Raw genomic sequence first — 22,946 nt, 5'->3', positions numbered from 1 at the left:
CGCAACATTTCAGGGCAACGGCAACCGCCCGCCAGCCCTGCGGTTTCGGCCAGCGTAGTGCGCATACGGGTTCAGGGGAAAGGGCGAGAGGCGATCGAAATCGGTTCGGGTTTTACCCGCGCGACATCTTGCCGAAACCGTTTTCGTGGGACACCCTAGCGGCGGAACGTGATGCGCACCACCTGGGCCACGGCGGTGACGATGTGCCGCACGAGCCGCGTGCCGGGACCGGCGAGAGGCGGAGACGCGATGACGACATGGCAGGCATCGCCCGTCACGGCGGCGCGAGCAGCACCCACGTCACGGGCGGATTCGACCCGGCAGACGGTTGACGGCGACGTCACCACCCCAGCCGTCCGCATGCAGCAGCAATCCGGAGATCACATCTCGTCTTGCGGGGGCCGCCCAGCGGTTCCCTCCGAACGATGAACCCCGTGGGAGGAATCATGAGGAAGACCCTGGGCAGGCGGACTGCCCTCCGTTCGTTGGCCGGAGTCCTCGTGGCCGCGCTGACCGTGGCCGCGGCCGCGTGCAGCAGCGACGACGGCGGCACCAGCGCGGCCGAGGCCGGCCCCAACGGCGTCGACGACGGCAGCGAACTCACCCTGTGGACCCGCGCGCCGCTGGAGAAGCAGGCGAAGCTCCTCGTCGACGCGTACAACGCCGGCCACAAGAACAAGGTCAAGCTGACCGTCGTTCCCAACGACGACTACGTCGCGAAGGTTGGCGCGGCGGCGGGCTCGGACGGTCTTCCGGATCTTTTCGCCGCCGACATCGTCTACGTGCCGAACTGGGTGCAGCAGGGCCTCTTCCAGGACCTCAGCGCCAACATCGACGGCCTCAGCTTCAAGGACTCCATCAACAAGGGGCACCTCTCGGCCGGCACCGTGGACGGCAAGAAGCACGTCCTGCCCTTCGTGCTGGACCTGTCGATGCTGTTCTGGAACAAGCAGTTGTTCAAGGAGGCCGGGCTGGACCCGGAGAAGGCCCCGGCGTCGCTCGAGGAGTACGCCGCCGCCGCCAAGGCGGTCCAGGCGTCGAAGAAGGACGGCGTCTACGGCACGGCGGCCGGCCTGAACTGCGGCGGGTGTCTGGTCTTCACCTGGTTCCCCTCCATCTGGGCCGCTGGCGGAGAGGTGCTGAGCGAGGACGGCAAAGAGTCCAAGCTCGCCGACGACACCGCCCAGAAGGTCTACAGCACCTGGAACGACCTGTGGAAGTCCGGAGCCGTGCTGCCGGCCTCGGCCAGTGAGACGGGCCCGACCTGGACCGCCCCGTTCACCGAGGGCAAGGTCGGTCTGATGCTCTACCCGGCGACGCTGCTCTCCTCGACCCCGTTCGACGTCGGCGTGGCCCCGATCCCCGGCCCCAGCGGCGGTGGGTCCACCTTCGTCGGCGGGGACGGCATCGGCGTGTCGAAGGACTCGAAGAAGGCGGCTCAGGCCTGGAACTTCCTGAGCTGGATGATGTCCGAGGACGCCCAGGTCGGGGTGCTGGCGAAGAACAAGGACGTGGTGTCCCGCGCCGACCTCGCGAACAACAGGTACGCCGCCGAGGACCCGCGGCTGGTCACCATCAACGAGGCGGCCGGCAAGGGCGACACCCCCGTCGCGCTGAACTTCCAGCAGGCGTTCAACGCGCCGAACAGCCCGTGGCTGACCCTCGTCCGTAACCGCGTGCTGAACGGCAGCGGCGACCTGCAGAGGGACAACGGCGAGATCACCGCAGTGCTCAAGCAGTAGGCCCCCGCGGGTGTGTGCCGACTCACGGCTTCCCGGCACACACCCCGGCGGAACGACCGCACACGTCAACGACCGCCCGCCGCCGACCGATCGAGAGGGTTCCCATGAGAGTCACCGCACCGTCTCGCCCGCCCAGTGCGGCGATGCGGGGCCGTGCCCGGCCACGCGGCCGTCAGGCCCTGCTGGGCTGGCTCTACGCGACACCGACCGCGGTGTTCGTCGTGGCGCTCTTCGCCGTACCGCTGCTGCTCGTCATCAGGATGTCGGTGTCGAGGTGGCCGCTGCTCACCGGCGACCAGGGGATCAACGCTCCCGACAACTTCGTGAAGGCGGTCAACCACCGGTTCTTCACCGACTCGGTGGTGTTCACCGTCAAGTACACCGTGCTCGCGACCGTGCTGCTCCTGGCCCTCGGCCTGGGGCTGGCCCTGCTCGTGCAGGAGTCGAGCCGGTGGAACAACCTGCTCCGCGCGTCCTTCCTGATTCCCAGTGCCCTCGGTCTGGCGTCGGCGTCCCTGCTGTTCTACGTGCTCTACTCGCCGTACGCGAGCCCGCTGGCGCCCGTGCTGGATCGGCTCGGCATCACCTTCCTCGGTTCACCGACCGCGGCGCTCATCTCGACGACCTTCCTCATCGTGTGGCGCTACGCCGGCTTCTACATGGTGCTCATGCTGGTCGGCCTCCAGGGCATACCGGCGGACGTGTACGAGGCCGCCCGCGCGGACGGCGCCAGCCGGTGGCAGAGCTTCCGGAAGATCACCCTGCCGCTGCTGCGTCCGACCCTGGCGCTGACGACCGTGCTCTGCGTGACCGGTTCGCTGCTCGCCTTCGAGCAGTTCTACATCCTGACGAAGGGCGGTCCGGACAACAGCACGATCACCGTCGTCCAGCTCATCTACATGGTGGCGTTCCAGGGTCAGAACGACCTCGGCGTGGCGGCGGCGCTCTCCCTCATCGTGCTGCTGGCCCTGGTCCTCATCAACGCGCTGCAACTGCGCGCCTTCCGGTCCGAGGAGAGCTGACGCCGATGGTCGCCGTATCCCGTTCCCACATCGCTGACGGCGGGCCCCCGCCATCCGTCGCGGGGCCAACTCGCCGCAGCAGACCCAGGGGCGTCACCATCGCCGGCATCGCGCTGCGCACACCGTACTGGGTGTTCTCCGGATCGGTCGGGCTGATCTTCCTGGCTCCGCTGCTCTGGACGGCGGTCGCCTCGGTCGGCCCGCGGGCCGGCACGAACCAGGTCGACGGCTGGGGCTTCGGCAACTACGAGACGCTGGCGAACTACCAGGCCGGTATCTGGCGCTACCTCGCCAACACGACTTTCGTCGCCCTGCTCGCGGTCGCGCTGACGCTGCTGATCTCTCTCCTCGGTGGTTACGCGTTCGCCCGGTTCCGCTTCCCCGGCAAGAACATCCTGTTCCTGGTCACGCTCGCCATCCTGATGGTCCCGTACGCGACGTTGCTGATCCCGCTCTACGTGCTGCTCAACCAGGTGGGGTTGCAGAACTCCCTCGTCGGCGTCGCGCTGGTGCTGACGATGTTCCAGCTTCCGTTCTCGACCTTTCTGATGCGCATCTCCTTCGAGGCGGTGCCACGCGAGTTGGACGAGGCCGCGATGGTCGACGGCTGCTCGACGTTCAGCGCGCTGTGGCGGGTCCTGTTGCCCGCGGTCAAGCCGGGCCTCATCACCGTGGGCCTGTTCGCGTTCCTCACCGCGTGGAACGACTTCATGGCGCCGCTGATCCTCATCAACGACACCGAGCGCATGACCCTTCCGCTCGCTGTGTCCAATCTGCGGGGCCAGGTCCAGGGTGTCGTCGACTACGGGGCGACCGAAGCGGGCGTCGTCGTGCTCGCCCTTCCGTGCATCGTTCTGTTCCTGCTGCTCCAACGACACTACGTGCGCGGCTTCATGTCCGGCGCGATGAAAGGATGACCATGAGCGGCACCGTACCTGCGGCCGCCCCCGTCCTGCCGATCCGTGGCCGGCTCCGGCCGCTCGGGCTGGACCAGGTCCGGATCACGGGGGGATTCTGGGCCGAGCGTCAATCGATCAACGGCGTCGCGACTCTTCCGCACATCGAGCACTGGATCGAGCGGGAAGGCTGGATCGGCAACTTCGACCTCGCTGTGCGGGGCGACCTGTCACGCGATCGCCGTGGTCGCGAGTTCTCCGACTCGGAGATCTACAAGCTCCTCGAGGCGATGGCGTGGGAGATCGGCCGGACCGGCGATGCGGAGCTCGAGTCGAGGTTCCGCGCGATGGTGCGGCGGGTGGCTGCGGCGCAGGAGGCCGACGGCTACCTCAACACGAGGTTCGGTCGCCCGGGCCAGGCGCCCCGCTGGTCCGACCTCGAATGGGGTCACGAGCTCTACTGCGTCGGTCATCTCCTCCAGGCCGCGGTCGCCCGCGCCCGAACGCGTCCGGGCGCGGACGACGGCCTGTTCGAGGTCGCCCGCCGTGCCGCCGACAACGTGTGCGAGACGTTCGGGCAGGACGGTTCCGACGGCCTCTGTGGACACCCGGGGATCGAGACCGCACTTGTGGAGTTCGCCCGGGTCACCGGCGACGACCGCTACCTGACCCAGGCGGCTCTCTTCGTCGACCGCCGGGGCCACGGCCGGCTCAGCGATGTGGAGTACGGCCGGGAGTACTTCCAGGACGAGCTTCCCGTCCGAGAGGCGACGGTCCTGCGGGGGCACGCGGTACGGGCGAACTACCTCGCTGCCGGCGCCGCCGACGTCGCCGTCGACCTGAAGGACACCAGCCTGCTGGACGCGGTACGCAACCAGTGGAGCAACGGGGTGGCCCGGCGCACGTACGTCACCGGCGGGCAGGGCTCTCGGCACCAGGACGAGGCGTTCGGCGAGGACTGGGTGCTGCCGCCCGACCGCGCGTACTCGGAGACCTGCGCCGGGGTCGGCTCGGTGATGCTCGCGTGGCGGCTGCTGCTCGCCGACGGCGACGCCCGCTACGCCGACGTCATCGAGCGGACGCTGTTCAACGTGGTGTCGACCTCACCGTCGGCCGACGGGCGGAGTTTCTTCTACACGAACACCCTGCACCGCCGCGAGCTGGGCACCCTTCCCGACGCCGACCGGCCCAGCCTGCGCGCGGCGGCCTCCCTGCGGGCGCCGTGGTTCGAGGTCTCCTGCTGCCCGACGAACGTCGCCCGCACCCTGGCCAGCCTGACGGCGTACGTCGCGACGTCCGACGACGAGGGTGTCCAGCTGCACCAGTACCTGCCGGGGACCATCGAGCACCGGCTCGCCGACGGGCGTGACCTCCGTGTGAGCGTGGCGACCGACTACCCGCACGGCGGGCAGATCCGGGTCCGGATCGAGAGCGACGACGACCAGCCCTGGTCGCTGACGGTGCGGGTGCCCGGCTGGGCAGCCGAGGGTGCGACGTTGACCATCGCCGGAGACACCCGGCCGGTCGGGCCGGGTTTCGTCACCGAGCGCCGGACGTGGCGCCGCGGCGACGAGGTCGTCCTGTCCCTGCCGATGGCGCCCCGGTTCACCTACCCGGACGCGCGCATCGACGCGGTCCGTGGCTGCGTCGCGGTGGAGCACGGCCCCCTCGTGCTCGCCCTGGAGTCGGTGGACGTGCCCGGCGTCGAGACGGTCGACGAGCTGCGCGTCGACACCAGCCAACCGCCCCGCCTCGTGAATGGCCGGGTCACCGTGCGCTGCCGGCGCGTCCACCCGCGAGACCACGACTGGCCCTACCGGACCGATGCGGTCGAGTCGGCGCCGACGGTCGGCGAGGGCCTCGACGAGGTGGCGCTGGTGGCGTACCACGACTGGGCCAACCGAGGGCCCTCGACCATGCGCGTCTGGCTCCCGACAGTGCGCTGACCAGTTGTCACAGGCCGAGAGGCGCTCTGATGTTAGCGCTAACTTCCACATCCGCCTCACCCGTTCAGCCGCACCGACGACAAGGAGGAACGACATGATCCATAGACGAGTGAGGAGGGTGCCCCTCTGGGCCGCCCTGGCCGCGCTGGTGGTGGGAGGGGCGGCCGGCGTACCGTCCCCAGCCAACGCCGCCAGCCCGATCCTGCCGGGCAACGAGGGTGACGTCGGCGTCTACACCAACGGGCAGAACCATGCCATGGAGATCGGCGACCCGGCCTACAGCAACGTCGGCGACGTCGCCAACCAGCTCAAGCCCGGTGTGCCGTTCACCGCGGGGAACATGCACCAGTCGATCTTCGAAAAGGATCTGGCCGCGGGCGGCACGGACTACTACCTCGACCGGGTGCTGGGTGTCCCGGGAACGCTCGGGTCGGCGGTGCTGATGACCCGGGGCCGCTCCCTCTACATGCGCGGCGCGAGCAACAACAACTTCACCAGCATGGGCTTCGCCGGCAGCGCGTACGTCGGTGGCCCCAACAACCTCGGCAACCTGTACACCGTCACGGTGCCCGGGCAGGCCGTCACCGAGGTCAACGCCAACCGCTTCAACGCGCCGAGCCACGCGAAGACCCGGTACACGATCGGGACCACCGGGGTCACCGCCGACCAGACCAAGTTCATCACCGAGGACAACGTCGCCGTCACCGCCATCGACTTCGGCAATCCTGGCGACGCGCCGGCCACCCTCACCGTCCGTACCGCCTCACCGCTGGCCACCCAGGCCGGGCCGGGCGCGGCCACGCTGACCGGAACGCGCACCATCACCAGCGGCTCCAACAACGGGCTCGTCGACACCGCGTGGGACTCGGTCAGGGTCGACCTCACCGGTGCCGGCTTCAGTCGTACCGGAGCCAACCTCGACCGCGAGATCACCGTGCCGGCCGGCGGCACGGTGTCGCTGTCGGTGGTCGGCGCCGTCTCCTCGGCGACGTTGCCGAAGACGGTGCAGAGCTACCAGGAGTACGCCGCGATGTCGCCGGCCACGGCCGTGCGCACCGGCATCACCGCGTTCAACCGCCGTTGGGCGCAGGACGTGCCCTACATCGACGTGCCCGACCCCGCGTTGGAGAAGGCCATCGTCTACCGCTGGTGGGGCGAGCGGTACAACACGCTCGACGCCAACGCACCCGGCCACGTCTACCAGTACCCCACGACGATCGAGGGGGTGAACCTCTACCAGAACGCCGTCGCGCTGACCCAGCCGATGCACCTGCAGGACACCAAGTGGCTGCGCACGCCCTACCTGCCGTACGGCCAGGTCCTCAACATCGGCGAGCTGTCCGGCTCCTCGGCCTTCCTGGACAGCCCGGGGCACACGAGCTGGAACAACCACTACTCGCAGTACCTCGGCACCGCCGGGCTCGAGGCCTACAACGTGCACGGCGGCGGCAAGGAGATCGCCCGGAAGTTCGCCCGCTACTTCGAGGGCGACGGGGTCGGCCAGCTGGAGCACTACGACGGCAACGACGACAACCTCATCGCCTACGACACCAACTACATGCCCGGCAACGACGCCGACGCGATCACCTTCGGCTACCCGAAGGCCAACGCCGGCGCACCCGGCGCGCGCACCATCGAGCGCCCCGAGTCGGCGTACGTGTGGGGCGCGTTCGACGCCGCCCGCCAGCTCTACCAGATCGCCGGCGCCGACCAGGGCAAGGTCGACGAGATGGCCAGCGGCGCCAACGACATCCGCGCGGCGATCCTCGATCGGCTGTGGAGCCCCGACATGCGGATGTTCCTCGCCGGCACGTCGCACGGCGCCACCAGCGCGGCCACCGCCAACGGCCGGCCCAACCCGCTGCCCGCGTCGGCCCGCGACCTGATCCCGGCCCGGGAGTCGAACCTCTACGACGTCTACGCCGAGAACCTCATCCCGTTCGACCAGTGGCAGAACTACGTCGACGGGTTCCGGTTCCTGACCTACGGCGACAACTTCCCGATCTTCCCGTTCTACACCGCCAACCAGTACGACCGGACGGCCTACGGGATCGGCGGCTCCAACAACTTCTCCAACATCAACTTCACCGTGCAGTACTGCGGTGTCCGCTCGGCGTTGCGCCACTACGACCCGGAGCAGAAGTACATCACCCCGGCGTACGCCAAGCGGCTGCTGGACTGGATGGCCTGGAGCATCTACCCGAACGCGGACCTGCGCGCCCCGAACCAGGCCGAGTACTACTCCAACTGGGACCCGACCGCGAAGACCTACAACCGCAACAACCCGAACCACGTGATGCTCGGCAACATGAACTACATCTTCGTCGAGGACATGGCCGGCCTCCAGCCGCGCTCCGACGACAAGATCGAGCTGTCGCCGATCCAGTTCGGCTACGACCACTTCATGGCCAACAACCTGCGCTACCACGGTCAGGACGTCACCATCGTCTGGGACCCCGACGGCAGCAACTACGGCCTGGGCGCCGGCTACAGCCTGTTCCTCAACGGCGAGAAGAAGGTCAGCACCGACAAGATCGGCAAGCTCACCTACGACCCGCGTACCAACCAGGTCCAGGCCGAGGACGGCCTGACCGTCACGTTCACCGCGACGACCGGGGCCAACGTCCCGAGCGCGGTCGACACCCCGATCGAGGACACCCGCGTCGTCGAGTACCTGAAGACGGCCGGCGTCGACCTCACCGAGGACGCGCCGAACCTGGCGGCGGGCGCCCACCTCAGCTCGTCGTACACCCAGCAGGGCGTGCGGCCGACGCCGTGGCGGCAGTTCCACACGCCCGGCTGGAGCACCACCTCGATGAACCACACACCCGGCGCCATCAAGGAGACCGAGCGGCCGGTGTCGCTCGCGGCCGTGACCGACGGCGTCACCGCCAACGAGCCGTACTGGGGCAACTACGGCACCACCGACAAGAACGGCTACATCGAGCTCGACCTCGGGTCGGCCAGATCCTTCGACAACGTGAAGGTGTACGCGGTCAGCGACCGCCAGGCCGGTGGCTACCGCGAACCCGCGCGCTGGTGGGTGCAGGTGCCCGACGGTAACGGCGGCTGGAAGGAGGTACCGGGCCAGTTCAAGAACCCGACCGTCCCGACGGCGAAGTTCAACGAGGCGCTGTTCCACACCGTCACCTCGAACAAGCTGCGCATCGCGTTCACGAACAACCCGACCTTCTACACGGCGATCTCCGAGATCCAGGTGTTCGACTCCGGGCGTGACGTACCGGAGGTGTCCAACCAGGCGCCGGTGGTCACCGCCGGGCGCGACGGCGCGGCGGACGGCAACCTGTCCACCCGCCTCGTCGGCACGGCATCCGACGATGGCATCCCGTACGACGGCGAGCTGACGTACGGCTGGGAGACCGTCTCGGCCCCGTCCGGAGCCGGCGTCATCGTCTCCGACCCGAAGGCACTGACCACGCGGGTGACCGGCACGGTCGAGGGTGACTACGTGTTCCGGCTCTTCGCCAGCGACGGCGAGAAGCGGTCCGAGGCGACCGTGGCGGTGACGCTCGCCAAACGGGAGGTGGTCGCGGAGTTCGGCTCCTCGGCGACGGTCAGCACCAGCGGTACCGCGTCGTGGGAGAACCACCAGCGGGTCAAGGAGAGCACCACCCCGACCAGCTCGAACCCGGGGGCCGGAAACGGCTGGGGCAACTGGGGGCAGCCGCAGAACGGCACCAGCCCGGAGCGGGAGGCGTGGATCCAGTACCGGTGGACGGCGCCGGTACGGCTGTCCTCGACCGACATCTACTGGTACGACGACAACGGCGGCACCCGCCGGCCCACGGGCACGACGTACGCGATCGAGAGCTCCGCGGACGGCACCACCTGGACGCCGGTCACCCTGACCGGGGACTCGACGTACGCCAACGGGCTCGCCACCAACACCTACAACCACTTCGACTTCCAACCGGTCACGACCAGCTATCTGCGCGTCCGCATCTGGGGCCTCATGGGCACCGGCGCGGGCACCGGCGTGCTGCGCTGGCGTGCCAACGGCGAGACCGTCGACTCGGTGCGCTCGCCCGTGCTCATCCGGACCACCGTGGGCGAGGTGCCCACCCTGCCGGGCACGCTCGACGCGGTCTACGCCAGCGGCGCCCGCGGCAGCGTCGCGTTCAACTGGCAGGAGATCACGCCGGCGATGGTCGCGGAGACCAACGTCGAGCCGTTCGTGGTCTACGGCACGAACGACGCGTACGGCCTCATCGCCGAGGCCCGCGTCTACGTGCGGCCCGAAACGGCGCCGGGCGGCATCTCGATCCAGGGCGCCGAGACGTTCGAGCGGTCCGTCGACGTGGGGGAGCTGCCGCACCTGCCGGACAGGGTGGAGGTCTCCTACAACGACGGGTCCCGGGACAACCAGGCCATCGGCGTCGACTGGGAGTTCGACGAGAACATCGTCGACACGCCCGGTCGCCACACCATCATCGGCAACCTGATCCTGCCCGACTACGTCAGCCAGGCCGGCGCCACGCGAACCACGCTGACCCTCATCGTGGGTGACCCGCCGGAGACCCCGACGTGGGACGTCGAGGTGCAGGCGCGCACGCAGTGCGTCGGCACCCGCGCCTACGTCTCGGTCAACGCGCGCAACGCCGAGGACGTGCCGCTCAGCATCGAGCTGATCACGCCGTACGGGTCGCGCACGGTGACCAGCGTCGCCCCCGACAAGTCCGCGTACCAGGCGTTCACCACGCGCGCCGAGTCGGTGCCGGCCGGGGTCGCGACGGTGAAGGCCACCGGCAGCGTGGACGGCCAGCCGGTGACGGTGGCGTTCGAGGCGCCGTTCGGCGCGCTCGCCTGCGGCTGACCCTTCGTGGTGGCGGCGCCGCACCGGCGCCGCCACCGCCTCCGGACAACAGTGAGGAGATCGACACCGTGAACACCACAGTGGTGCGCGGCGCCGCCCCACCAACCCGCCGGCCGGCGCGCCGGGTCCGCAGGGCGCTCGCCGCGACGGCGGTCGCCGGGCTCGTCGCCGCCGGCCTGGTCGGGGTCGCCGCGCCCGCCTACGCGGCCGACTCGTACACCTTCACCAACACCGTCAACCCGATCCTCGGTGACGGTAGCTACTACTCGGCCGACCCGGCGCCGGTCGTCGTGCCGGCCGGCGCTCCCGGCAACGACACCGGCCAGGACCAGCTCTACATCTACACCGGCCACGACCAGGCCGGACCGTCCACCAACGACTTCATCATGAACGAGTGGGGCGCGTTCCGTACCACGGACGCCCAGGCCGGCCAGTGGACCCACTATCCGTCGCTGATGCGCCCGGAACAGGTCTTCGCCTGGGCGACGCCCGGGCGCGCGTACGCGGGCCAGGTCGTGCGGGGCGTGGACGGGCGCTACTACTGGTACGTACCGATCAACGAACGGGACAGCCCGGCGTCCGACAAGTTCGCGATCGGCGTGGCCGTCTCGGACAGCCCCACCGGCCCGTGGACCGACCACGCGGGTGGGCCGATCATCTCCCAACGCGTACCGACCGCCAACACCATCCACAACATCGACCCGACGATCCTCATCGACGGCACGGCACCGAACCAGCGGGTGTACCTCTGGTGGGGTTCGTTCAGCCAGCTGCGGACGATCGAGCTCCAGCAGGACATGAAGACGCCGGTCACCACCCAGCGTTCGGTCACCGGCCTGACCGGCTTCTTCGAGGCGGCCTGGGCCTTCAAGCGCAACGGCACCTACTACATGGCGTACGCCGGGAACAACGCCGGCCCGACCTCGCCGTGCACCCCGGCGAACTACCACGCCTGCATCGCGTACGCGACGGCGTCGTCGCCGGAGGGACCGTGGACCTACCGGGGCACCATGCTCCGGCCGGTCTCCTCGACGACGAGCCACCCGGGCATCCTGGAGTTCAACGGCAGGTGGTACATGGCGTACCACACCGCCGACGCCGTGGGCGGCGGCCACTTTCGCCGGTCGGTCGCGATCGACCCGGTCGAGTGGGACGACACGCAGAGCCCCCCGAGGCTGAAGCTCGTGACACCGACGCCGGTCAAGGGGACCGACCGGACCCCGCGGGCGAACATCGCCCAGGCGGCCAGGGTCACCGTCTCCAACGAGCCGGTGCCCACGCAGTACTGGGTGAAGGCGCTCAACGACGAGATCGTCCGGTCGAACCCGCTGCCACCGGACATGTGGGGGACGTGGACGGGCAACAACCCGCCCCAGCAGTGGGTGCAGTACACGTGGGACCAGCCGATGCGGATCTCCGGGTCGCAGATCGACTTCTGGAACGACCAGCCGCAGGGCACCGGCACGGGCGTCGCCGCCCCCGCCCGCTGGCGCATCGAATACTGGAATCTCGACAGCGGTCAGTGGGCCGACGTGCCGAACCCGAGCGGCTTCCCAACCAGCACACAGGGCTTCCAGGACACCATGTTCGACCCGGTGACCACGACCCAGGTGCGGGCCGTGTTCGACGCGTCCACCAACGGCAGCACCTACTCCGCGGTGGCAGCGGAGGAGTGGAAGGTCCTCGCCGCACAGCCGGAGTCCGTCACCGCACCGGGAATGACGGTGGAGGTGGGGGAGACCGAACTGCCCGACAGCCTCCCCGTGGCGTTCGGCGCCGAGACGCTGCGGCTGCCGGTCTTCTGGGACCCGGTCACGCCCGAGAACGTCGCGACGCCCGGGACGTTCACGATCGGGGGCAGCGTCCTCGGCTACGCCGCCGGTCGCGTCTCCGCGCAGGTCAGGGTCATCTCGCCGGAGGACACCGAGGACGACGAGACCCCGCCGACGCTGACACTCACGCCCGGCGGCAGCGCCGGCGGTGCCGGCTGGTTCCGGTCGGCGGTGCGGGTGCGCGTCGCCGGTGTCGACGACCGTGGCGGTCGGCTGACCATCGAGTCGCGGGTGGACGACGGCCAGCCCGTCGTCGCGAGCGCCGTGCGGTCCGTCGACGTGACCGTCTCCGGCGACGGTCAGCACAGCGTCCGGGCGACCGCGACCGACCGTGCGGGCAACGCATCGTCGCCCGCGACCCTTCCGGTACCCATCGACGCGACGCCACCGGCCAGCACGGCCACCGTGGACAGCGCCACCCGGGCGGTCACGGTGACCGCCAGCGACGCCACCTCCGGCGTCGTCCGCATCGAGTACGCCATCGGCACCGGCGCGTGGACCGCCTACAGCGGCGCCATCGCGGCGCCCGACTCGAACCGGCACACCGTGTCGTTCCGTGCGCTCGACGTGGCGGGGAACCTGGAGACCGCGAAGACCGCCACCATCCCGGCGGACCTGTCCGGGCCGCTCGCCGGCAACATCGGGCCCATCGCGACCCCGACCGCCTCCTACACGGCGGGCTGGAACAGCGTCACCGCCCTCAACGACGGCGCCGACCCGTCCAACCCGAGCCAGGCGCAACTCTGGGGCACCTGGTCCGGCACCCGCCCGGCGACCCAGTGGGTCCAGTACGACTGGGCGCGACCGGTGCGCATCACCGGCACGGAGCTGAAGTTCTGGCGGGACTCCAACCGCGGCACCGGCGACGGCGTCGCCGAACCCGACGGGTGGATGCTGCAGTACTGGGACGGGGCGACCTCGGCCTGGCGCGACGTGACCGGCGCATCCGCGTACGGCACGAGCACCACCGCGTTCAACACCGTCACCTTCGATCCGGTCACCACGGCGCGGGTGCGGGCGACGATCCGGGCCAACGGGAACGACACCACCTACTCCGCGGTCGCGATCACCGAGTGGCGGGTCGTCGCCGACGACCCGGGAGTCCAACCCGCGTTGCCCGTCACGGTCAGCGTGCAGGCGAGGTGTGTCGGCGGCAGGGCGTACGTCGCCGTGCAGGCACGCAACGAACACGACGCGCCGGTGGACATCGTCCTGGAGACGGCGTACGGCCAGCGGTCCGTCGCCGGCGTCGCGCCCGGTGCGAACGCCTACCAGTCGTTCGCCACCCGGGCGGTCTCGATCCCGGCCGGCTCGGCGACCGTCCGGGCCACCGGACCCAGCAACGGTACGGACGTGACGACCGTCCGCACCGCAGACCACGCCGGCGCCGATTGTGCCGGCGATCCCCGTCAGGCCCCATAACCACTAGTGACGATGGAGCAGCACATGAAAACAGGAAACCGAAGGCGGTTGCTCGCGGCCGGTGCCGCGGGTGCGGTGCTGGTCGGGACGGTGGCGTTGCAGGCGCCGGCCCAGGCCGAGCCCGGCGACAACACCGACGTGCGGGTGACGGTCGACATCGAGGAGATCACCGAACCCGGCGTGCTCGCCATGTCGATCGCCGGCAACTCGGTCGCGCTGTCCGAGGACGGCTCGACCCTGCTCGTCCGTCAGTTCGTCGGTAGCCTGCCGACCGTGACGGTGACCGACACCCGTACGCCGGAGGAGGTTCCCGACAACGCCGCCTGGGCCGTGCTGGGTAGCGCCACCGACTTCGTCGGCGGCGCCGGTGAGGCGCCGATCAGCGCGGGACATCTCGGGTGGAAGCCGCGCCTGCTCGACGGCGGCGACACCGGCCTGGTCGCCGAGGGTGAGGAGGTGGTGACCGTCCTCGACGAGCCGACCCAGCCCGGCAACAACGTGGGCCTGGTCGACCAGGAGCTGCTGGTGTCGACGTTCGACTCCGAGGCCGTGACCGGCGACGCGTACTCGGTGGACGCCGACCTGCACCTGCGCACCCCGGCGGATGTCGCCGCCGGCTCGTACACCTCGACGTTGACCCTGTCCCTGTTCGAGTGACGCACGGGTGGGGGCCGCGGCGACGCGGCCCCCACCGCCACATCCCTCCGTCGAAGGACCCGCGATGATCCGGACCTCGCCGCGGACGCCACTGCGACTGCTCGCCGTGCTGGCCGCAGTGTTCGTCACCGTGCCGATCGCACCCGCCGCCGCGGCGGCGCAACCGACCACTCCTTCGCTGACCTGGGCGGTCCAGCCGGCCGATCAGCAGGGCCCGGACGGCCGCCGGTGGGTCGAGCGCACGCTCGACCCGGGTCAGGTGGTGACCGAGCACCTGGCCGTGCGGAACTTCAGCGACGGGGCGGTGGTCTTCGCGCTGAAGGCGGCCGACGGCTACCTCACCGACAAGGGCCGCTTCACCATGCTTCCGTCGAACCAGCAGTCGGCGGACGGCGGCACCTGGATCAAAGTGCGGCAGACGGTCAGCGTCGGACCCCACCAGACGAAGGTGGTGCCGTTCACCATCACGGCGCCCCGCGCCGCCACGCCCGGGGACCACCCGGCCGGTATCGCGGCGGCGGTCACGAGCGCGGGAGGCACGGTCGCCGTCGAGAGCCGGGTCGGGTTCCGGGTCATGCTGCGGGCCAGCGGCACGGTCACCGCGTCCCTGGCGATCAGCGGCCTCACCGCCCGGTACGAGCGCTCGTGGAACCCCTTCTCGGCCGGCACGGTCCACCTCAGGTACACCTCGACGAACGACGGCAACGTCGCGGTGGCCGGCACCGGCCGGGCGACCGCCGCCGGCCCGCTCGGCCTGGGCACACGGCGCACCACGACGAACGTCGAGGAGACACTTCCCGGCGGTAGCCGCGCCGTCGAGGCTCGCCTCGACGGCGTCTGGTCGGTGGGACGAGTCGGGACCAGCATCGACGTCACCCCGGCCATCCTCGGCGGTGACCCCGCCGGCGCCCAGATCGAGCCCGCCACCGCCACCGTGACGATCTGGGTGCTGCCGTGGCCGCAACTGGCCCTGGCCGCGACCCTCACCGTCCTGGCCCTCGCCATCCGGAGCACCCTGCGCCGACGCCGGCGGCGACTCGCGCAGCTGATCGCCGACGCCCGGGACGAGGGCCGGGCGGAAGCCCGGACACCGGCTCCCGCCGATGGCGCGCCACAAGCTTCCTGATCCCCCGCGTGAAAGGACGATCCGCAATGGTTCTCTCCGACAAGATGCCCGTCAGTCGACGTCAGGTCCTTCAGGCGTCCGCCATCGGTGTCACCGCGGTGGCCACCGCGGGCGCGCTCCCCGCGACCGCCGCCCAGGCAGCCACCGAGGCGTCGGCCGGCCCGACTCCACTGAACGTGACCCCGGCCGACACCGGTCCCGGCGGCACCGCCCCGGTCCGGCCGTTCCAGCTGCGCGACGTGACGCTGGGCGACGGCCTGCTCCAGGAGAAGCGCGACCGCACGAAGAGCTACCTCCGGCAGCTCGACGAGCGGCGCTTCCTCGTGTTGTTCAACAACCAGGCCGGCCGACCGAACCCGCCGGGCGTCTCCGTCCCCGGGGGCTGGGAGGACGGTGGGCTGCTCAGCGGCCACTGGGCCGGCCACTTCATGACGGCCCTGGCGCAGGGCTACGCCGACCATGGCGAGCCGATCTTCAAGAGCAAGCTCGACTGGATGGTCGACGAGCTCGCGGCGTGCCAGGCCGCGATCACCGCGCGGATGGGCGGGGGCGACCCGGGCGGTGAGGAGCCGGAGGAACCGCAGATCGGCCGGGTGCCGGGTCGCTTCGGAAGCGGCCTCCGCCTGAACGGCCCCAGCCGGGCGCAGCACGTGACCCTGCCCCAGGAGGCGATCAGCCAGCTCGCCGACTTCACCATCGCCACCTGGGTGAATCTCGCCTCCACCCAGAACTGGAGCCGGCTGTTCGACTTCGGTCAGAACACCACGGTCAACATGTTCCTGACCCCGCGCGCCGGTGTCACCGGCAACGTGCCGAGGTTCGCGATCACGGTCAGCGGTAGCGGTGGTGAGCAGCGGATCGACGGTACCGCCGCGCTGCCGACCAACCAGTGGGTGCACCTCGCCGTCACCCTCACCCAGCACACCGGCACCCTCTACGTGAACGGTCAACAGGCCGGCCAGAACACTGCCATGACCCTCAGCCCGGCCGCCCTCGGAAACCCGGGAAACCGGTGGATCGGGCGGTCGCAGTACGGCGACGCGTACCTGGACGCCACCGTCGACGAGTTCCACATCTTCGACCGGGCCCTGAGCCAGCAGGAGGTCCAGTCGCTGCTGGACTCGGCGGCCGGGAGCACCGGCGGCGGGTCGATCGCCTGGTACCGGTTCGAGGAGGAGGACGGCACCACGATCAGGGACGCCTCGCCCAACGGCCGCGACGGCGGCATCGTGGCCAGCCAGAGCGGTGGGGGAGCCCTCTGGGTCCCGACCCATCCCGGCTACCTGGGCGCGATCCCCGAGGACGCGGTGCTCCGACTCGGCCCGCCACGGTGGGCCGTCTACGGCGGTGATCTGAGCGCCAACACCTGGGCACCGTGGTACACGCAGCACAAGATCATGCGTGGGCTGCTCGACGCGTATTACCACACCGACAACCAGAAGGCCCTCGACGTGGTCGTTCGGATGGCCGAGTGGGCGCACCTCGCACTGACCATCGGGGACAAGAACCACCCCGCGTACACGGGCCCGATCACCCGGGACAACCTGAACTACATGTGGGACCTCTACATCGCCGGCGAGACCGGCGGCGCGAACGAGGTGTTCCCAGAGATCTACGCGCTCACCGGCGACGCGAGGCACCTGGACACCGCCAAGCGCTTCGACAACCGGGAGTCTCTCTTCGACGCCTGCGTCGAGAACCGTGACATCCTCGTCACGACGCCACAGACCCGGCCCGGTCGTCGCCGCCCGGACCGGCTGCACGCCAACTCGCACGTGCCGCAGTTCGTCGGCTACCTGCGCGTCTACGAGCACAGCGGCGAGCAGGACTACCTCCAGGCCGCCAAGAACTTCTTCGGCATGGTCGTACCGCACCGCATGTACGCCAACGGGGGAACGGGCGGCAACTACCCGGGCTCCAACAACAACACCGAGCTGTTCCAGAACCGGGGCAACATCGCGAACTCGATCGCCCAGGGCGGTGCCGAGACGTGTACCACCTACAACCTGATCAAGCTGGCTCGTAACCTGTTCTTCCACGAGCACGATCCGGCGTACATGGACTACTACGAGCGCGGCCTGATCAACCAGATCGCCGGTTCGCGGGCGGACAGCACCAACGTCAGCAACCCACAGGTCACCTACTTCCAGCCGTTGACCCCGGGTGCCACCCGTGACTACGGCAACACCGGCACCTGCTGCGGCGGCACGGGTCTCGAGAACCACACCAAGTACCAGGAGACGATCTACTTCAAGTCCGCCGACGGTGGAACGCTCTGGGTCAACCTGTACGTGTCGTCGACGCTGACCTGGGCGGAGAAGGGCTTCACCATCACTCAGCAGACGACCTACCCACGCCAGGACCGCACCAGGCTGACCGTGCAGGGCAGCGGCCCGCTCGCCATCAAGCTGCGGGTGCCGGCCTGGGTGCGGAAGGGCTTCTTCGTCACGATCAACGGTGCCGCTCAGGACGTCACTGCCACGCCCGGCAGCTACCTGACCCTGAGCCGGGCCTGGAACCCCGGCGACACCATCGAGATCCGGATGCCGTTCAGCATCCGGATCGAGCGGGCGCTGGACCGCCCCGACACACAGTCGATCTTCTGGGGTCCGGTCCTCATGCAGATCCTGGGAAACCCGGGCGTCGGGAACTACCGGGAACTCTCGCTCTACCGGCACCTCAAGCGCGACGGCGACTACTCCCGTGCGGCGATCACCCACACGAGCACCACAGCGGCGGGTGACCACCTCTTCACCACGCACGGCTTCACCCTGCGGCCGTACTACATCGGTGACACCCAGGCCGCCTCGTCGTACTTCCGGCGGGTCGAGCCGACCATCGTGTTCGGCTCGGTCGACACCGGCGTGCCCAACCGCAGGCGCAATGACGGCCTACCGAACTACGACATCCCGGTGACCGGGATCCCCTCACCCGGCACCGACGGTCCCACCTTCCTCGACCTGGTGTGGGACCGGGCGCCCTTCGCCAACCACGGACAGTTCGTCTCGACCGTCACGCAGACCGCCGAGGCCTTCGTCGCGGCGGGCGCCTTCACCGCGGTGGAGAAGGATCTCGTCATCTCGTACGCCGCCAGCTCCAACCGGGAACTCGAGCCGGCACCCACATGGAACGTCGAGGTGCAGGCCCACACGCGGTTCATCGGCGCCGACGCCTACGTCTCCGTCACCGCCCACAACGCCGACGACGTGCCGCTCACCATCGAGCTGAGCACGCCGTACGGATCGCGAACGGTGGCCGGTGTCGCCCCGGGCAAGGCCGCCTACCAGGCGTTCAACGCTCGTGGGACGTCGGTGCCGGCGGGCACTGCGACCGTCAGGGTCACCGGGATGGTAGATGGTGAGCCGGCGACCGCGCAGATGGAGACGCCGTACGAGGCGATCGGCGGCGGCCAGGCCAGGCCGTAGCCCTGGCGGCGGTGGCGGGGCCAGGTCGGACCCCGCCACCCCCACCGGGTCCGCCGCCATGGCGTTTCGGCGGAAATTTCGGGAGGCGATCTGCCGGGTGCGTTCCTGGCACCTGCCGCAGGTGCTCGCGGTGTAGTCTTCCGCGCAGGTGAGAGCTTCGATGGGGGACCGCACGGCCGGAACCCTCACCGAAACATCGTCGAAAAGGCACCGAGGATCCTCGTCCGCCAGGGGTGGTCGTCACGACACTCCGGAGGCGGCCTGTCGCCGCGTACCACGCCTGTGCCGGTCGCCGGGAGGGAGCACCACATGGCCAACGAGGCCGAAATCCCCACCAACCGCACGCCCACGCTCACCGATGTCGCCAAGCTCGCGGGGGTGTCCGTCGCGACCGCCTCCAAGGCGATCAATGGGCGTAGCGAGGTGCGGGCGACCACCAGAGTCCGGGTGTTGGAGGCCGCCGAGCTGCTCTCCTTCGCGCCGAACGCCCTCGCCCGTGGCCTGCTCAGTGGCCGCACCGGGACCGTGGGCCTGTTGACGAGTGACCTCGAGGGGCGCTTCTCGATTCCCATCCTGATGGGGGCGGAGGACGCCTTCGGGGCCGGCCAGGTGTCGGTCTTCCTGTGCGACGCGCGCGGTGACGCGATCCGGGAAAAGCATCACGTCCGCGCGCTGCTGTCGCGCCGGGTGGACGGTCTGATCGTGGTGGGATCCCGCACCGACGCCCGTCCACCGCTGGCTGGCAACATTCCCGTCCCGGTGGTCTACGTCTACGCCCCCTCCTCGGATCCGGCCGACATCTCGATCACCGTCGACAACGTGGGAGGCGGTCGGCTCGCCATCGAGCACCTGCTGGCCTGCGGTCGGCGCAACATCGCCCACATCACCGGAGAGGCGGGGTTCCAGGCGGCGCTGGATCGTGCCGAGGGCGCGGCGGCGGCGCTCGCCGCTGCCGGCCTGAGCATGGTTGGTGGTCGGCCGTACTTCGGGTCGTGGGACGAGTCCTGGGGGCGGGCCGCGGCGCACATGGTCGTCGAGCACCATTCCGAGGTCGACGCCATCTTCTGCGGCAGCGACCAGATCGCCCGGGGTGTGCTGGACGCGCTGCGGGACCTCGGACGAGACGTGCCCGGTACGACCTCCGTGATCGGCTTCGACAATTGGGAGGCGATCTCCGCACACTCTCGGCCCCGCCTGACCAGCGTCGACATGAACCTCAAACGACTCGGTGCCATGGCGGGCCAACGGCTCTTCGAAGCCATCGACGGCGGCACGCCCATATCGGAGGAGTTCCCGAGCCGAGTCGTGATGCGCGAGTCGACCCTGTCGGTCGGCTGAGCGGCAAGGGTAGGTGCCCGGCCCGCGCGAGGTGTTGACCACGAGCACCGGCTCATCGCGGAACCGGGCCTGCTCAACCCGTCGTCACCGACGCGGTCCGCTCGGCGGCCTGGCCAGCCCGAGCGGGCCGTGGCAGCTCATTCGGGGCGGTGAGTGGAGTGCGCAGTGGCGGCGATGCCGGCGTGGGACAGCTGCCAGACCATCCCGTCGGCAGCGTGTCCGCCGTTGTGGCAATGGTCCATCCAGATGCCGGGGTTGTCGGCGGTGCCCGTGATCTCGTAGGTCTGGCCGGGACAGGACGCGGACGCGGTGGCCGTGCAGGTGCATGGGGTGGCATCATCGGGCGCATGCTGCAGGTCAACGACTCGTCCGTCACGGCGGAGGTGGCCCGTGGCCGCGAGTCGCACCCGACCGCCCGATGACCGAGCCGAACCGGTTCGGCCTGCTGCTGCGGCGGCTTCGTGGTGACGCCGGCCTGACCATCGACGAACTGTCCGCGGTGTCGCAAGTCAGTGTCCGGACGATCAGCGACATGGAACGCGGGCGCAGCCAGGTACCGCAGCGGCGTACCGTCGAGGCACTGGTACGGGCGCTGGGCCTGCGGGACGCCGCGGCGACCGCACTGCGGGAGAGCGCCCGCGCCGGCCGTCGCGTCGCGCGGCCGGCCCCGGCGTTGGCGCCGCCCCGGGCCGTCGCGGACTTTACCGGCCGGGACAGCGAGCTGCGCTGGTTGGGCGCCCTCGTCGCCCGCAGCACGGACCGTCCCGACCAGCAGGGTGCTCCGGTGGTCGCGGTCGTGTCCGGGCCGCCCGGCTTGGGCAAGACAGCGCTTATGCTGCAGGCCGCGATCCGGTACGCCGGATCTTTTCCGGACGGGGTGCTCTTCCTCGACCTGCGCGGCCTGGACGACGATCCACCACGCCCAGCCGACCTGCTGCTGCGCCTCCTGACCGCACTCGGCGTAGGGGAGACGCAGGTGTCGGGCGACGAGCATGACCGAAGTGCCCAGTACCGGGCCCTGCTGCACGAGCGGCGCATCCTCCTGCTGCTCGACAACGCCGCCGACGAGACGCAGGTGCGCCCGCTGCTGCCGGGCGCCGGGTCCACCATGACGATCATCACCAGCCGGCGCGGCCTGGCCGGGCTGGAGGCGGTCGACCGGCTCACTCTGCCGGCCCTTCCCAGGGGTGAGGCGGTGGCGTTGCTGGAGAGGATCGTCGGACCGGAACGCACCGCCGCCGAGCCGGACGCCACGCTGCTCGGCCTCGCGCACGCCTGCGGGAACCTGCCGCTGGCGCTGCGGATCGCCGGCAACCGCCTGCTCAGCCGTCCCGAATGGAGTGTCGCGTATCTGGTGCGCCGGTTAGCCGACCATGACGACCGGCTCGGCCTACTGGTCGCCGGAGACCTCCAGGTCGCGGCGCCGCTCATGCTCTCGTACCGGCAGCTGTCCGCCACCGCCGCCCGTACGTTCCGGCGGCTGTCGGTGCTTCCCGGCCCCGACCACGGCCTGGACGTGGCCACCCAGGCGGCCGGCTTGAGCGTCCGGGAGACCGAGGGCGCGCTGGAGGAGCTGGCCGAACTCGGGCTGCTCCAGCCGGCCACCGACGGCCGCTACCGCTTCCACGACCTCATCAGGTTGTTCGCCCGCGCACGGCTGGCCACGGAGGAGACGGCGGAGGCGCGGCGGTGCGCCGAGGACCGGGTGGTCACCTGGTTGCTCGCCGCCGCAGTCGCCGCCGGGCGGTGGTTCGAGCCGGAGTACGCCAGCGAGACCGGCGGCGGACCAGCGACGGCCGAGGAGGCCAGCAGGTGGATCGAGCAGGAGAGCCTGAACTGGCTCGGTGCGCTGCGGGCAGCGTTCGCGGCGGGGAGGCATGCCGAGGTGATGGCGGTCGCCGACGCCATGCACTGGTTCTCCGATCGATGGACCCACTGGGAGCACTGGCTGGAGGTGTACCAGATGTCGGCGGCCTCGGCCGAGGCGCTCGGCGATCCCCGCGGCCACGCCGTCCATCTGAACTACGTCTCGTGGGCCTACACCGCCTGTGCCATGCGCCCGGACCTGGCCGAAGCGCCGGCGCGGGAGGCACTGCGGCTGGCGGGCGCCGCGGGCGACCTCAGCCAGCAGGGGTGGGCCTGGCTCTACCTCGGATCGGCGGCCCGCCGCCGCGGCGACGCCGTTCAGGCTCAGGCGGCGGCCCGGCAGTCGCTGCCGTTGTTCGAGGCCGCGGCGGACTGGGACGGGTACTCGCAGGGACTGTCAATGCTGGCCGGAAGCCTTGCCCAGGCTGGCCGGCACCGGGACGCCATTGCGCAGTACCGGCGGTTGGAGAAGCTGCTGGCCGACCCGGGCCGCGCACCGTCCCCACGGATCAGCAACGTGACCGCCGGACACCTTCACCTGAACATCGGCCTGAGCCTGCTCGCGACGGGGAGATGGGCACCGGCCGCAACCAGCCTCCGGATGGCGCTGCCCATGTTGCAGCTCTCCGGGGTGCGGCAGAGCGAGGCGCGCTGCCGGTTCGGGTTGGCCACTGCGCTCGCCCGACTGAGTCGGACGGAGGAGGCCCGGGGCCAGCTGCGGCGTACGATGCGGATCGCCAGGCAGGTCGGCCCTTTCGACCTCGTGGACCAGGCAGTCGGCCGGCTCGCCGAGCTTGATGCGGCAGCGCGTCGCCGGGTCTCGTGAGCAGCGGGGCCGGG

The 22,946-nt window shown here is 70.3% G+C and carries 12 protein-coding genes; 11 read left to right on the top strand and 1 reads right to left on the bottom strand.

Annotation, left to right across the window (positions count from 1 at the left end):
• Positions 1-446: 446 nt before the first annotated feature.
• From ACQEUX_RS11085 to ACQEUX_RS11040, 10 genes are all read left to right on the top strand, one after another.
• Positions 447-1,742, top strand: a complete 1,296-nt coding sequence (locus tag ACQEUX_RS11085) for an ABC transporter substrate-binding protein (RefSeq protein WP_433045165.1) — start codon at positions 447-449, stop codon at positions 1,740-1,742.
• Between the two features lie 143 nt (positions 1,743-1,885).
• Positions 1,886-2,764 (top strand): carbohydrate ABC transporter permease, encoded by an 879-nt coding sequence (locus ACQEUX_RS11080; RefSeq protein ID WP_433045162.1) that lies wholly within the window; start codon positions 1,886-1,888, stop codon positions 2,762-2,764.
• 5 nt (positions 2,765-2,769) lie between these two features.
• On the top strand, positions 2,770-3,681 hold the full coding sequence (locus tag ACQEUX_RS11075; protein ID WP_433045159.1) for a carbohydrate ABC transporter permease: 912 nt from the start codon (positions 2,770-2,772) through the stop codon (positions 3,679-3,681).
• 2 nt (positions 3,682-3,683) lie between these two features.
• Entirely contained in the window at positions 3,684-5,606 is a 1,923-nt protein-coding gene (locus tag ACQEUX_RS11070) for a glycoside hydrolase family 127 protein (RefSeq protein WP_433045156.1), read from the top strand.
• 94 nt (positions 5,607-5,700) lie between these two features.
• A complete protein-coding gene (locus tag ACQEUX_RS11065; RefSeq protein ID WP_433045153.1) occupies positions 5,701-10,440 on the top strand; it encodes a galactose-binding domain-containing protein in 4,740 nt (1,579 codons plus the stop codon).
• 68 nt (positions 10,441-10,508) lie between these two features.
• A complete protein-coding gene (locus ACQEUX_RS11060; protein ID WP_433045150.1) occupies positions 10,509-13,694 on the top strand; it encodes a family 43 glycosylhydrolase in 3,186 nt (1,061 codons plus the stop codon).
• A gap of 24 nt (positions 13,695-13,718) precedes the next feature.
• A complete protein-coding gene (locus ACQEUX_RS11055) occupies positions 13,719-14,351 on the top strand; it encodes a hypothetical protein (RefSeq protein WP_433045147.1) in 633 nt (210 codons plus the stop codon).
• Between the two features lie 64 nt (positions 14,352-14,415).
• Positions 14,416-15,477 (top strand): hypothetical protein, encoded by a 1,062-nt coding sequence (locus ACQEUX_RS11050; protein ID WP_433045144.1) that lies wholly within the window; start codon positions 14,416-14,418, stop codon positions 15,475-15,477.
• Positions 15,478-15,503: 26 nt separating this feature from the next.
• The gene (locus ACQEUX_RS11045; RefSeq protein ID WP_433045141.1) at positions 15,504-18,902 is read left to right on the top strand and encodes a beta-L-arabinofuranosidase domain-containing protein; all 3,399 of its coding nucleotides are present in this window, start codon (positions 15,504-15,506) and stop codon (positions 18,900-18,902) included.
• A 309-nt stretch (positions 18,903-19,211) separates the two neighbouring features.
• The gene (locus tag ACQEUX_RS11040) at positions 19,212-20,240 is read left to right on the top strand and encodes a LacI family DNA-binding transcriptional regulator (protein ID WP_433045138.1); all 1,029 of its coding nucleotides are present in this window, start codon (positions 19,212-19,214) and stop codon (positions 20,238-20,240) included.
• A gap of 137 nt (positions 20,241-20,377) precedes the next feature.
• On the opposite strand, the gene ACQEUX_RS11035 is transcribed toward ACQEUX_RS11040, so the two are convergent.
• On the bottom strand, positions 20,378-20,647 hold the full coding sequence (locus ACQEUX_RS11035; RefSeq protein WP_433045135.1) for a multicopper oxidase domain-containing protein: 270 nt from the start codon (positions 20,645-20,647) through the stop codon (positions 20,378-20,380).
• An 11-nt stretch (positions 20,648-20,658) separates the two neighbouring features.
• Between ACQEUX_RS11035 and ACQEUX_RS11030 the strand changes: the two genes are divergently transcribed.
• Positions 20,659-22,932, top strand: coding sequence for a helix-turn-helix domain-containing protein (locus tag ACQEUX_RS11030; protein ID WP_433045132.1), 2,274 nt, complete (start codon positions 20,659-20,661; stop codon positions 22,930-22,932).
• The last annotated feature ends 14 nt before the right edge of the window (positions 22,933-22,946 follow it).

Origin of the sequence: Micromonospora sp. CA-259024 (assembly GCF_050936255.1) — a bacterium.
GTDB lineage: Bacteria > Actinomycetota > Actinomycetes > Mycobacteriales > Micromonosporaceae > Micromonospora.
Note: the sequence above shows the minus strand (reverse complement) of the source record. Positions and strands in the feature narration are given on the sequence as shown.

Excerpts from the sequence above, each read along its gene's own strand:
- ACQEUX_RS11085 (WP_433045165.1), top strand. The coding sequence starts at position 447 with ATGAGGAAGACCCTGGGCAGGCGGACTGCCCTCCGTTCGTTGGCCGGA.
- ACQEUX_RS11050 (WP_433045144.1), top strand. The coding sequence starts at position 14,416 with ATGATCCGGACCTCGCCGCGGACGCCACTGCGACTGCTCGCCGTGCTG.
- ACQEUX_RS11055 (WP_433045147.1), top strand. The coding sequence starts at position 13,719 with ATGAAAACAGGAAACCGAAGGCGGTTGCTCGCGGCCGGTGCCGCGGGT.
- ACQEUX_RS11070 (WP_433045156.1), top strand. The coding sequence starts at position 3,684 with ATGAGCGGCACCGTACCTGCGGCCGCCCCCGTCCTGCCGATCCGTGGC.
- ACQEUX_RS11075 (WP_433045159.1), top strand. The coding sequence starts at position 2,770 with ATGGTCGCCGTATCCCGTTCCCACATCGCTGACGGCGGGCCCCCGCCA.
- ACQEUX_RS11065 (WP_433045153.1), top strand. The coding sequence starts at position 5,701 with ATGATCCATAGACGAGTGAGGAGGGTGCCCCTCTGGGCCGCCCTGGCC.
- ACQEUX_RS11045 (WP_433045141.1), top strand. The coding sequence starts at position 15,504 with ATGGTTCTCTCCGACAAGATGCCCGTCAGTCGACGTCAGGTCCTTCAG.
- ACQEUX_RS11040 (WP_433045138.1), top strand. The coding sequence starts at position 19,212 with ATGGCCAACGAGGCCGAAATCCCCACCAACCGCACGCCCACGCTCACC.
- ACQEUX_RS11030 (WP_433045132.1), top strand. The coding sequence starts at position 20,659 with ATGACCGAGCCGAACCGGTTCGGCCTGCTGCTGCGGCGGCTTCGTGGT.
- ACQEUX_RS11080 (WP_433045162.1), top strand. The coding sequence starts at position 1,886 with ATGCGGGGCCGTGCCCGGCCACGCGGCCGTCAGGCCCTGCTGGGCTGG.